Source organism: Cellulophaga sp. 3_MG-2023 (assembly GCF_030546975.1).
In the GTDB taxonomy this organism is placed as follows: Bacteria; Bacteroidota; Bacteroidia; order Flavobacteriales; family Flavobacteriaceae; genus Cellulophaga.
This window is the reverse complement of record NZ_JAUOPS010000008.1, coordinates 12,048-24,532: the sequence shown is the minus strand read 5'-3', so window position 1 is coordinate 24,532 and position 12,485 is coordinate 12,048. Positions and strand designations below refer to the sequence as shown.

Sequence of the window (12,485 nt, the reverse complement as noted above, 5' to 3'; positions counted from 1 at the left end):
ATAAGACCTTTTTTTATACTTTTACTTTAAAAAATAATTATTACAATAGAAACACACATAGCGGTTACACAAAAAGAACCTATTAGGTTTCAAGACTATGGAACTGGTATTTTTACAGGTATAAGCACAAAATCTGCTTTAAAAAAAGCAATAAAAAAAGGGTTAATTTATATTGATGGCAAAAAAGCAACTACCGCTACGTTTATAAATGGAGCTGAAAAAATAACCTATCACAAGCCTAAAGAAAATCAGAATAAGAAAAAGCTAGATTTAGAGTTAGAGGTTATTTACCAAGACAATTATTTAGCCGTAATAAATAAACCTGCAGGAATATTAGTTAGCGGCAACTCTTTTAAAACCATAGATAACGCACTAGAGCAAAACATTGTAAAAAGTACCCTAGCAGACGCTACAAAACCACGACCAACACACAGACTAGATTATCCTACAACAGGACTACTATTAATTGGAAAAACCTCAGCTAGCATATTAGCCCTTAATAAGCTTTTTGAAAATAAAAAGATCACAAAAACTTACTTAGCAGTTACTATTGGAAAAATGCCCGTAAAAGGAATTATTAGCACCATAGTAGACAATAAAGAGGCCTTATCTAAATACAACGTAATAAAAAGTGTAGCCTCAAAAAGATTTAGCTATCTAAATCTTGTAAAATTAAAACCAGAAACAGGAAGAAAACACCAACTTAGAGTACATTTATCCTCTATTGGAAACCCTATTTTAGGAGATGCGCAGTATGGACTTGAAGATAAAATTATAAAAGGAAAAGGATTGTATTTACACGCATATTCACTTGACTTTATTCATCCATTTACAAATAAAAAAATGAGCTTAAAAAAGGTGCCACATAAAAAATTTACTAAGCTATTTCCTGCCCCTTTAGACTACGATTTCTCTGTTTAAATAAAATAATTATCTTAGCTGTAAAACCAGCATAAATGCCCAACACCAATACTACTTGTAAAAATTGTGAAAACAAATTTGATGCAACTTATGAGTTTTGTCCACATTGCGGACAAAAATCTAACGACAAATTAACGGTTGGTGTTTTATTTAGCAACACAATTAAAAACTATTTTTCTGTAGACGCTCGTTTCTTTAAAAGTTTTTTTCCTTTGCTTTTAAAACCTGGGTATTTACCTACTAAATTTATAGAAGGCAAGCGCTTATTATATCTTCACCCTGCACAACTGTACTTATTCTCGTCAATCGTATTTTTCTTTTTCTTTTCATTTAAGGTAAGTAAACAAGAACGTCAAATTAGAGAAAGTGTAAAATCAGAAAAAACACTTAAACAAACTATAGATTCTATAAAAACATACAACGCTAACGATTCTTTAGCTGCTGCCACTGTTATAGAGAAACTAAAGCAAAACCAAGATAAAACAGGCCTAAAAGATGAAGAATTAGCTAAGTTAGATTCTATTATTAAAGGACAAAATTACAAAGGTGATGACTTTATGACTTTTGGCTTTAACGAATCTAAAGTAGATTCTTTAATTGACATTAACGCACCAGACTCTTTAATAACCAAAGAAATGGGGCAAACAGAAGATGCAGGCTATTTTACAAAAAAAGCATACACTCAAGTCTTAAAACTTTATAAAGACAACGGTAGTTTAGCAAGCATTTTACACTCGTTTTATGACACTATACCAATTGCATTGTTTTTTCTACTACCAATATTCGCATTTATTCTAAAATTACTTTTTTACAGTAAAGGGCCATTTGCATACCACTTGGTGTTTGCTTTTTACTATTTTTCATATCTATTTAGCACATTTATAATTTTATTACTAATTAGTTTTGTGTGGCCTAGTTTCTCTGGTTATGTTCAATTTTTAATTATACTTTCTACCTTTATATATTTGTGTATTGCTCTACAAAAATTTTATAAGCAAGGCTGGCTTTTAAGCTTCTTTAAGGGCTCTTTAGCTACTTTTATTTATTTTGTAATTGTAATACCCATAGCAATTACAATACTAAGTGCTTTTGCATTTTTAATGTATTAAATAGTAGCAAATAGTTACTTTTAAAAGAACATAGCATTTTTAAATACTACTATGCTCTACTAATAATGTTTATTTTAGTAAAATTCAAAAAAAATTACAACTGTGAAAATATTTCAAATTGCAATAGCCTTACTTTTTTCCTTATCAATTTATAGCCAAAAACCAGCATATGTAATTTATAATGCTAAAGGTAAAAAAGTAGGTTACAAGAAAATGCTAAAAGACCTAAGTCAAAAAGATATTGTTCTGTTTGGAGAACTACACAATAACGCCATTGCTCACTGGTTAGAACTTGAGGTTACTAAAGACATACATAAAAGCAAAACAATTGTATTAGGCGCAGAAATGCTAGAGGCAGACAACCAAACACAAGTAAACAATTACCTAAATAATATTATAGACGCAAAAGCATTAGACACTGTTGCTAGGTTATGGCCTAATTACAAAACAGACTATGCTCCTCTGGTAAATTACGCAAAAGAGAACAAACTGCCTTTTATTGCAACTAACATTCCAAGACGATATGCCAACTTGGTCTACAAGAAGGGCTTTTCTGGTTTAGATTCTTTATCTACACTAGAAAAAAGCTGGATAGCACCTTTACCTATTATTTTTGATAGCGAATTACCCACTTATAAAAATATTTTAAAAATGATGGGAGATCATGGTACTCCAGAGCTAGTTATGGCACAAGCAATAAAAGACGCTACAATGGCTCATTTTATTTTAAAAAATTACAAACCCAATACCACCTTTATACATTACAATGGTGCATACCACTCTAATAATTACGAAGGTATTTTATGGTATTTAAAAAACAAAAACGGTAATTTAAACTACGTAACTATTAGCACTGTAAATCAAGAAGATATTACCAAGCTAAAAGAAGAGCATTTAAATGTTGCTGATTATATTATATGTGTTGACGCTGATATGACAACCACATACTAAACTCATAATAATGACAAACAAAGAGTTAATTCAGAAATTTTACACCTCCTTTTCTAATGCAGATATTAAGGGTATGCTTAGTTGCTATCACGATGATATTACATTTACAGATCCTGCCTTTGGAACATTACAAGGCAATAGAGCAAAAGCAATGTGGCAAATGTTATTAAGCAGAAGTAACGGAGGAACTCAAATAACATTTAACTCTATTACAACTAATAAAAACAAAGGAAGTGTGCATTGGAAAGCCGTGTACACTTACGGTTCAAAAAAAAGAAAAGTTACAAATAACATTACAGCTAATTTTACCTTTTTAGACGGAAAAATAATTGAACACGTAGACACATTTAATTTATGGAACTGGTCTAAACAAGCATTAGGTATAAGCGGATATTTATTAGGTTGGTCTTCTTTTTTTAAATCTAAAATTCAAACTAAAACAAACAACTTGTTAGATACATTTATATCTTCTTCCAAAAATACGGAGTTAAAATAATAAGTACCGTAAATAGCTCCAACCTACCTGCTAACATCAAAAAGGCTGTCCACCATTTACCTAAAGCAGGTAAACCATCAAAATTAGCTAACGGATTTAGACTACCAAGACCCGGACCTACATTACCTAAAGAAGTTGCTGCACCACCAATAGCAGTAACAAAATCTAACCCAAGAAAACTAAGCACCAAAGCTCCTAGTATAAATAGCAGCATATATAAAACCAAAAAAGCTATAATATTGTAGACAATCTTTTCTGGCACCATCTTATTATTATAACGTACTGGTATAATTGCGTTAACGTGTAACGTACGTTTAAACTCTAATAATCCGTTTTTAATAATAAGTAAATGGCGCATTACTTTTATACCACCAGATGTAGAACCAGCACAACCACCTAAAAACATTAATCCAAAAAAGAAAACAGTTAAAAAAGGTGTCCAGCTTGTAAAGTCTGCAGTAACAAAACCTGTTGTAGTTATTACAGATATAATTTGAAAGAGTGTATGTCTAAATGCACTTTCTGCTTCTCCTAATACCATAGGGTGATAATCTGAAACAGGAACATCTGCTTTTAAATATACTGTTAAAGCTGCTATTAAGGTAAAAAACACTACAAAGCCAGTATAAAATTTAAACTCTTCATCTTTTAACATTTTTTGTATTTTACCCTTAAAAGCAAAGTAACTCAACACAAAGTTACTACCCGCCAAAAACATAAATAAAATAACTATATATTGTATCAAAGGATCGTTATTCCAATACGCTAAACTTGCATTTTTAGTAGAAAAACCTCCTGTAGACAATGTTGCTAAGGAGTGGTTTATGGCATCAAAAAAAGACATTCCTGCCAACTTCAATAAAATAGTTTCTGCAACTGTATAACCAACATAAATATACCAAAGTCTTTTTGCCGTATCTGTAATACGAGGGTGTAATTTATCTGCACTTGGACCAGGAGATTCTGCAGAAAACAACTGCATACCACCAATACCTAAAATTGGTAAAATTGCAATTGCTAAAACAATAATACCCATACCACCAATCCAGTGTGTTAAGCTTCGCCAAAACAGAATGCCTTCTGGTAAAACTTCTATATCATTTAAAATAGTAGCTCCTGTGGTCGTATAACCAGAGACAGTTTCAAAAAAAGCATTGGTAAAACTAGGTATAGATTCTGTAAAAAGGTATGGTAAAACTCCTGAAAGCGACATAACTATCCAACCAAAAGTTACAATTAAATATCCTTCTTTTCTTTTTACCTCTTTTTTGTGACCTCTAGTACCAAGCATTGCCATAGCACCAGCAGCCAAGGTAACCAAAGCAGCCATTGTAATTTCTAATGTAGCACCATCTTTATATATAGCACTAATACCTGCAGACAACCCCATAAATGCTCCGTTACAAAGTAGTAACAAACCCATTATGTGTATTATAATTTTGTAGTTAAGCGTCATTTTACAAGAAAAGCTTTTCAATTTTAGGAATAGACCTTGGTAAACAACATACCACTACCCTATCTCCTTCTAAGATTTTAAAATCTCCAAGAGCAATTATACCTTCGCCTTTTCTAACAACACCACCAATGGTTGCTGATCTAGGAAAATCTAACTCTTTAATAATTTTACCATTAACGGCAGAACAATCTTTTACAACAAACTCTAAAATTTCTGCATTAAGGTTGTTTAAGCGCGTCATTGCCACAACTTCTCCACGCCTAATATGTTTAAATATATTATTGGCTGCTAAAAGTTTTTTATTGATTAACGTATCTATACCAATAGTATGCGATAGCTGAAAATAATCCATATTTTCTACCAAGGCAATTGTTTTTTTAATGTTTCTAGATTTAGCAACCAAACAAGACATAATATTGGTTTCTGAATTTGAAGTAACAGATATAAATGCATCCATAGCATCCAAATTTTCTTCCTCTAAAACCTCAACAATTCTCCCATCTGCATTAATTACTAAAGCATTAGGTAAATCGTCTGCAAGCTGCATTGCTCTTTCTTTATCTTTTTCTATAAGCTTAACATTAAACCTTTTTCCGCATAAATCACGAGCAGCTTTATAGCCAAGCTTGCTACCACCGTGAATCATCACGTTTTTAATTTGCTTCTTCTCTTTACCGGTAAGCTTCAATAAATCATCTAAACCTTCTTTAGAGGTTATAAAATATACTTGATCTCCTTTCATAAACTCAGTATCACCTCTTGGTATAATGGTGTACTGCGTACCTACACGCTGTATTGCTATAGGCATAAAGTTTAATTCAGGAAAAATACGAGCAGCTTCTTTAACCATTTTACCAACAAATGGTGCCGATTTTGGTAATGACACACCAATCATTATTAGCGCACCATCCTCAAACTCATAACTTTCGTTAAAAGCAGATTGATTTAACAACAATTGTATTTCTGTTGCCGCAAGCTCCTCTGGAGAAATAAGTTCATCTACTCCTAATTTCTCAAAGTTAAGCTCTTCTTTATTTCTTATAAATTCTGTGTTAGAAATACGTGCAATAGTACGCTTACAACCTAGTTGCTTAGCTAAAATGCAAAGTGTTAGATTAGTAGTTTCTGATGATGTAACACCAATTACAAGATCAGATTTTTCAACCTGTGCATCTTTTAAAACCGCAATAGATGTAGCATCACCCCTTAAAACACGAATATCTAAGTGACTGTCTGCGTACGCTAAACTCTCTTTATAGGTATCTATTAAGGTAATATCTTGTGACTCAAAAGACAATAATTTTGCCAAATGAAAGCCAACCTCTCCTGCACCCGCTATAATAATCTTCATAAACTTATTTAACTAAATCAAAGTCTACCTTAATAAACTTTGGAGGGCAAAACTACTCAATTTTAAACAATTCGTCATTATTTAGACGTAAAAACAACTAATAACTTAAACTGCACAAAAGCTACCTTATTTATTTATTTCATAAGCAGTTAACTTTATCTATTGTAACCCTGTTTTTTTTAACGCTTAATATACTTTTATATTACACACTTACTGGTTTTAGCTCTTTTAAGAGTGTAAAAGGCATTAAATGTAACCTTTGTAGTATCTTTGCAAAAAAAATAACAATGGCAGAAAAAGTTACTCCTTACAAAGATTCTGAGCTTGGAAAAAAAGAACAGGTTACACAAATGTTTGATACCATTTCTAAGAATTATGATGGGTTAAACAGAGTAATTTCTTTTGGAATAGATATTAAATGGCGTAATAGAGTGGTTAATCTTTTAAAAAGTAAAAAACCTAAAACCATTTTAGATATTGCTACTGGCACAGGTGACCTTGCCATTAACCTTACAAAAACGGGTGCTACTAAAATTACAGGGTTAGATATTTCTCCTGGTATGTTAGAGGTTGGCAAACAAAAAGTAGCTGCTAAAAATTTAGACAGCACCATAGATATGATTATTGGTGATAGTGAAAACTTACCGTTTGATGACAACTCTTTTGATGCCATTACCGTTGCCTTTGGTGTGCGTAATTTTGAAAACTTAGACAAAGGGTTAACAGAAATTTTACGCGTATTAAAACCTAAAGGAACTTTTGTTGTTTTAGAAACCTCTGTACCTACAAAAACACCTTTTAAACAAGGTTATAAATTTTACACAAAATACATACTACCTACTATTGGTAAAATGTTCTCTAAAGACCGTACTGCATACTCTTATTTATCAGAATCTGCATCTATTTTTCCGCATGGAAAAGAATTCAACAATATTTTACAAAAAAATGGGTTTATATCTATAGAGAATAAGCCGCAAACTTTTGGAGTTGCATCCATTTACGTTGCATCTAAATAAGATATGAAAATCTAATGAAAAAAATTCTGTTTCTTTTTTTGTGCCTATTTATTACTGTTAGCACTATAAATGCGCAGTTTAATGAAGATCCAATAATAAATTTAGAGTCCGAAGATTTACGACCTTTAAACTGGGGATACTTTTTAGGATTTAACCAATACGATTTTAAATTTGACTATAAAGATGATTTAGGTGATGTTTTGGTTGATAAATCTATGGGATTTAACGTAGGTTTAATTGGAGAACTAAGGTTAAATGAATTTTTAGATTTACGTTTTGAACCTGGCCTACATTACACAAAAAGAACATTAGGCTTTAGAGGTTTTACCGATGCTAATGATGCCATTAGAGAAATAAAAAGCACTTACATTAATTTTCCGCTTTTACTTAAAGTAAGCACAAGAAGAATTGGAAACTGGAAACCTTATTTAATTGGTGGTGCATCTACGTCTATGAACTTAAGTGCTAATGAAGACAGTGTAGAAGATAACAGTAGTGCTACATTTAGAATGAAGAAAGCTACCTATTATTATGAAATGGGTTTTGGAATAGATTTTTACCTGGAGTACTTTAAATTTTCGCCTTCTATTAGAGGTGTTTTTGCTATTAACAATGAGTTAGTACCAGATGCTGACCCTAATAGTCCTTGGACAGGAAATATTAACTCTATGAAAACAAGAGGTATTTTTATAAACTTTACTTTTGAGTAACACCCTTAAGCTCCTCTTCTAATTTCGTTTAGCAAAATTGCTGTTGCTGTTGCTACATTTAAACTCTCTGTAGTTTTTGCCCCAAATTGTGGTATGCTTATTTTTTTAGTCACCAAATTTTCAATTGTTACAGAAACACCGTTAGCTTCATTACCCATTACCAATACACCATTCTCTGCTGCAAAGCTTTCTTTATACACATTTTTTCCGTCCATAAAAGCACCATAAACGGGCATTTTTGTCGACTTTAAAAACACTTCTAAATCACCATATACAATATTAACTCTTGCTAAAGAACCCATTGTTGCTTGTAATGTTTTGGGATTATAACAATCTACAGTGTGGTTAGAACAAAATAAGTTAGTTACCCCAAACCAATCACACAACCTTATTATAGTACCTAAATTTCCAGGGTCACGAACATCATCAACAGCAACAACCCAATTATTTGGTGTTATTTCTTTTTCTTTAGGTTGATGAAAAACAGCTAAAATATTATTAGGCGTTTTTAAGGCACTAATTTTTTTTAAATCGGCAGTAGAAATTAATTCACTTTTAAAATTTTCATCCTCTAAAACAGTAGAACTTGTTGTATAAATTGCATAAGGCTTTATGTTGGCCTTTACCAACTCTTTTACCGTCTTTACCCCTTCTACTACAAACAATTTATGTTCTGTTCGGTACTTTTTTTGCTGTAGATTCTTTATAAATTTTATTTGGCTTTTACTAACCATACAAATAATGTATTTTTGAACTCTATGAAAATGCGCTTACGTAACACAAAACATTTTGCTAAAATAAGTTTATTATTGCTAGTTATAGCAATAACATCTTGTAATGCGCTAAAAAAAGTAGAAGATGACGAGCTTTTATTAACAAAAAACACCATTACTGCTGATGGTAAAAAAATAAAAAGCGAAGAAGCATTTAGCTTAATTTCTCAAAAACCAAATAGTAATTTATTAGGCTACCCATTACGTTTAAACTTATACAACCTAGCTAAAGATAATCCAGACTCTTTGTACCAAGTTTGGTTGCATAAAAAACCCAAACGCGTAGAACGTTTAAATAAATTTTTATCTAAAAAACAGGTAGATGGCCTAGGAGAATCTTTTATGGTAAAAGGTGCCAGTCAATGGTTAAAAAACATAGGAGAATCTCCTGCAATTATAGACACATCCAAATCTGCAAAATCTGCAAAACTTTTAAAGTCTTATTATGATAGTAAAGGGTATTTTGACACTAAATCATCATACCAAATAGACTCTATTAATAAAAAACAGCGTGCACATATTAATTACAAGTTACAACTTGGAGACCCATATATTATAGATAGCATCACTAAAACCATCAGCTCTAAAACATTAGACTCTATCTACAATTTAAATGTAGAAAACTCTTTTTTAAAAGAAAACGAACAATACAACGCCTCTAACTTATATAAAGAAAGAGAGCGTTTAACTAACTTGTTTAGAAATACAGGAATATTTAATTTTCAAGAAAGCTCTATTATTTATGACATTCCTAGTGACAGTACACTAAAACCAATCTCTAAAAAAATGGAGGTTGAGCTACGTATTAGCAACCTTAAACAAAGAGGAGAAAACAAACTAACAGAATATAAAATTTACAAGTTTGACACTATAAATATTTATACAGATTATTTTTTTGGAGATGATATTTCTAAAATGAAATCTATTAAATATGACAACTATACACTTTTTTACAAAGACAAGTTAAAGTATAAACCTAAAGCTATAACTAATGCCATTTTTATAAAAAAAGATAGTATTTACAGAGAAATAAATAAGTCTAGAACGTACAAACAAATAAGTAATTTAAATACGTTTAAATACCCTAACATTACTTTTGACACTTTAACAAGTAAGCTTAATACAAATATTTATTTATCACCTTTAAAAAAATACACTCTAGAAACTAACGTAGAAGGTACACACTCTAACATACAAAGACTTGGCGCTGCTCTTAGCACATCTTTAAATATTAAAAATGTTTTTGGTGGCGCAGAAACACTTAGTATATCCGCTCGTGGTTCTGTTGGTGTTTTAAGTGAAGTTAACAATCCTAATGAGAACTCTGTCTCCGAAATTGGGGCAGATGTTAATTTAACTGTACCCAGAATATGGATGCCTTTTAAAACTAAAAAAATTATACCTCCTTATATGTTACCACAAACAAGAATGGTAATTGGTACAAATTTTCAGAAAAACATAGGTTTAGATAAGCAAAATTTTAATGCTATTTTAGGATACAACTGGTCTCCTTCTCAATTTAAAAAAAATTCTTTAGAATTAATAAATGTACAGTTTATTAGAAATTTAAACCCTGGTAGGTTTTACAATGTATACCAAAGTACATACAGCAGACTAGATAAAATTGCAGATGATTACCAAGACAACCCTGCCTTAAGTGCGTTTTTTGAAACATCTGATAACGATTCTGACCCAAAACTAATAATTCCTACCGGTACAAGTGGCTTTATAGACCAGGTTTTAAACCAAGGTTTAATACCTACAACATCTAGTGATTATAAAGAGGTTAGTAGTATAGATGAAAGAGAAAAAAGACTAACAGAAAACAACTTAATTTTTGCTACAAGTTTTTCTTATTCTAAAGACAGCAGAAATGGTGTTAACGACAATGATTTTCATCAATTTAAAATAAAGGTAGAAAGTGCTGGTAACTTATTATCTCTATTATCTGGCGTTACAGAATTTAAGAAAAATGAAAACGGACATAAAGAGATTTTTGGAGTTCCTTTTTCTCAGTATATAAAAACAGATTTTGACTATATTAAGCACTGGAGTTTTCCGTCTCAAAACGTTTTAGCCTTTAGAGGTTTTCTAGGGTTAGCAGTACCTTATGGCAACTCTAACAGTATCCCTTTTGCAAAAAGTTACTTTGCTGGTGGCTCTAATGACAACCGTGCCTGGAACGCCTATTCTTTAGGACCAGGAAGCACGCAATCTTTAAATGATTTTAATGAAGCCAACCTAAAAATTGCAGCAAATTTAGAATTTAGATTCCCTATTGCAGGTAGTATAAAAGGCGCTTTATTTGCAGATGCAGGTAATATTTGGAACGTATTTGATAACGAAGAAAATGAAGATGCAATCTTTAAAGATTTCAATTCTTTAGAAGAAATAGCATTGGGCACAGGCTTTGGTTTAAGGTATGATTTTACATTCTTTGTACTACGTTTAGATACTGGTTTTAAAACATATAATCCAGAGTTAGAAGCATCAAAAAGATGGTTTAATGAATATAATTTTAGCAATGCCACAATAAACATTGGTGTTAATTATCCTTTTTAACCCTAAATATTTTATTACTTTTGCTTTGTTAATCTAATAAAATACCAACACATAAAGTATGGCTCACAACATTAAACCTGGAGTTGCTACAGGCGACCAAGTACAAGAAATTTTTAACTACGCAAAAGAAAAAGGCTTTGCCTTACCTGCAGTTAATGTAATTGGATCTGACACAATTAATAGTGTTATGGAAACAGCAGCAAGCTTAAACGCTCCTGTAATTATTCAATTCTCTAACGGAGGTGCTCAATTTAACGCTGGTAAAGGGTTATCTAATGAAGACCAAAAAGCAGCTATTGCTGGTGCAGTTGCAGGTGCAAAACACGTGCATGAATTAGCAAAAGTTTACGGTGCTACTGTTATTTTGCACACAGACCACTGTGCTAAAAAACTATTACCTTGGATAGATGGTTTATTAGATGCTAGTGAAGCACATTATAAAGAAACAGGAAAATCTTTATTTAGTTCTCATATGATAGATTTATCTGAAGAGCCAATTGAAGAAAACATAGAAATTTGTAAAGAGTATCTTGCTAGAATGGCAAAAATGGATATGACTTTAGAAATTGAATTAGGTATTACTGGTGGAGAAGAAGATGGTGTAGATAATTCTGATGTAGATGATTCTAAACTATACACACAACCAGAAGAAGTTGCTTATGCTTACGAAGAACTATCTAAAGTAAGCCCTAAATTTACAATTGCTGCTGCATTTGGTAATGTACACGGTGTGTATAAGCCAGGTAATGTAAAATTAACCCCAAAAATTTTATTAAATTCACAGGAGTATATCACTAAAAAGTACAATGTAGAAGAAAACCATATTGATTTTGTTTTTCACGGAGGATCTGGTTCTACATTAGAAGAAATTAGAGAAGCAATTGGTTACGGAGTAATAAAAATGAATATTGATACAGATTTACAATACGCATTTTTAGAAGGTGTTAGAGATTATGTATTGGGTAAAAAAGACTATTTACAAGCACAAATAGGAAACCCAGATGGTGCAGATGTACCTAATAAAAAGTTTTACGATCCAAGAGTTTGGCTTCGTGAAGGAGAGAAAACGTTTAGTACACGTTTAAAGAAAGCATTTGAGGATCTTAATAATGTAAATACATTATAATAAAAGATCCCCAC

At 31.5% G+C, this 12,485-nt stretch carries 11 protein-coding genes; 8 read left to right on the top strand and 3 right to left on the bottom strand.

From position 1 onward, the window contains the following. Window positions 1–33 precede the first annotated feature (33 nt). The 4 genes from Q4487_RS15475 to Q4487_RS15460 all read left to right on the top strand — a co-directional run bounded on the left by Q4487_RS15475 (window position 34) and on the right by Q4487_RS15460 (window position 3,477). Window positions 34–921, top strand: a complete 888-nt coding sequence (locus Q4487_RS15475; protein ID WP_368411510.1) for an RluA family pseudouridine synthase — start codon at window positions 34–36, stop codon at window positions 919–921. A gap of 35 nt (window positions 922–956) precedes the next feature. Next, window positions 957–2,030 (top strand): DUF3667 domain-containing protein, encoded by a 1,074-nt coding sequence (locus tag Q4487_RS15470; protein ID WP_303545543.1) that lies wholly within the window; start codon window positions 957–959, stop codon window positions 2,028–2,030. Between the two features lie 102 nt (window positions 2,031–2,132). Continuing rightward, window positions 2,133–2,981: a ChaN family lipoprotein gene (locus Q4487_RS15465; RefSeq protein WP_303545546.1), complete on the top strand. Its 849-nt coding sequence runs from the start codon at window positions 2,133–2,135 to the stop codon at window positions 2,979–2,981. Window positions 2,982–2,991: 10 nt separating this feature from the next. Continuing rightward, a complete protein-coding gene (locus Q4487_RS15460) occupies window positions 2,992–3,477 on the top strand; it encodes a nuclear transport factor 2 family protein (protein WP_100895027.1) in 486 nt (161 codons plus the stop codon). Here Q4487_RS15460 and Q4487_RS15455 read toward each other — a convergent pair. Then, window positions 3,443–4,933, bottom strand: coding sequence for a TrkH family potassium uptake protein (locus Q4487_RS15455; protein WP_100895026.1), 1,491 nt, complete (start codon window positions 4,931–4,933; stop codon window positions 3,443–3,445). The genes Q4487_RS15460 and Q4487_RS15455 overlap by 35 nt on opposite strands. Before the next feature lies 1 nt (window position 4,934). Next, on the bottom strand, window positions 4,935–6,284 hold the full coding sequence (gene trkA / locus Q4487_RS15450; RefSeq protein ID WP_303545550.1) for a Trk system potassium transporter TrkA: 1,350 nt from the start codon (window positions 6,282–6,284) through the stop codon (window positions 4,935–4,937). 287 nt (window positions 6,285–6,571) lie between these two features. Here trkA and ubiE point away from each other — a divergent pair, with 287 nt between their 5' ends. Then, entirely contained in the window at window positions 6,572–7,300 is a 729-nt protein-coding gene (ubiE, locus tag Q4487_RS15445) for a bifunctional demethylmenaquinone methyltransferase/2-methoxy-6-polyprenyl-1,4-benzoquinol methylase UbiE (protein WP_303545553.1), read from the top strand. Window positions 7,301–7,314: 14 nt separating this feature from the next. After that, window positions 7,315–8,010, top strand: coding sequence for a porin family protein (locus Q4487_RS15440; RefSeq protein ID WP_303545556.1), 696 nt, complete (start codon window positions 7,315–7,317; stop codon window positions 8,008–8,010). A gap of 5 nt (window positions 8,011–8,015) precedes the next feature. Here the strand turns inward: Q4487_RS15440 and Q4487_RS15435 are convergent, their stop codons facing one another. Further along, the gene (locus tag Q4487_RS15435; RefSeq protein ID WP_303545559.1) at window positions 8,016–8,744 is read right to left on the bottom strand and encodes an RNA methyltransferase; all 729 of its coding nucleotides are present in this window, start codon (window positions 8,742–8,744) and stop codon (window positions 8,016–8,018) included. 24 nt (window positions 8,745–8,768) lie between these two features. On the opposite strand from Q4487_RS15435, the gene Q4487_RS15430 reads away from it, so the two are divergent. Together Q4487_RS15430 and fbaA are read left to right on the top strand one after the other, a co-directional pair. Beyond that, the gene (locus Q4487_RS15430) at window positions 8,769–11,345 is read left to right on the top strand and encodes a BamA/TamA family outer membrane protein (protein ID WP_303545585.1); all 2,577 of its coding nucleotides are present in this window, start codon (window positions 8,769–8,771) and stop codon (window positions 11,343–11,345) included. A gap of 58 nt (window positions 11,346–11,403) precedes the next feature. Next, complete coding sequence (gene fbaA / locus Q4487_RS15425) at window positions 11,404–12,471, top strand: class II fructose-bisphosphate aldolase (RefSeq protein ID WP_100895020.1); 1,068 nt, start codon at window positions 11,404–11,406, stop codon at window positions 12,469–12,471. The last annotated feature ends 14 nt before the right edge of the window (window positions 12,472–12,485 follow it).

What these genes read in the sequence shown, in the direction of transcription:
- Q4487_RS15470 (WP_303545543.1), top strand. Translation starts at nt 957, where the DNA reads ATGCCCAACACCAATACTACTTGTAAAAATTGTGAAAACAAATTTGAT.
- Q4487_RS15460 (WP_100895027.1), top strand. Translation starts at nt 2,992, where the DNA reads ATGACAAACAAAGAGTTAATTCAGAAATTTTACACCTCCTTTTCTAAT.
- Q4487_RS15455 (WP_100895026.1), bottom strand. Translation starts at nt 4,933, where the DNA reads ATGACGCTTAACTACAAAATTATAATACACATAATGGGTTTGTTACTA.
- trkA (WP_303545550.1), bottom strand. Translation starts at nt 6,284, where the DNA reads ATGAAGATTATTATAGCGGGTGCAGGAGAGGTTGGCTTTCATTTGGCA.
- ubiE (WP_303545553.1), top strand. Translation starts at nt 6,572, where the DNA reads ATGGCAGAAAAAGTTACTCCTTACAAAGATTCTGAGCTTGGAAAAAAA.
- Q4487_RS15440 (WP_303545556.1), top strand. Translation starts at nt 7,315, where the DNA reads ATGAAAAAAATTCTGTTTCTTTTTTTGTGCCTATTTATTACTGTTAGC.
- Q4487_RS15435 (WP_303545559.1), bottom strand. Translation starts at nt 8,744, where the DNA reads ATGGTTAGTAAAAGCCAAATAAAATTTATAAAGAATCTACAGCAAAAA.
- Q4487_RS15430 (WP_303545585.1), top strand. Translation starts at nt 8,769, where the DNA reads ATGAAAATGCGCTTACGTAACACAAAACATTTTGCTAAAATAAGTTTA.
- fbaA (WP_100895020.1), top strand. Translation starts at nt 11,404, where the DNA reads ATGGCTCACAACATTAAACCTGGAGTTGCTACAGGCGACCAAGTACAA.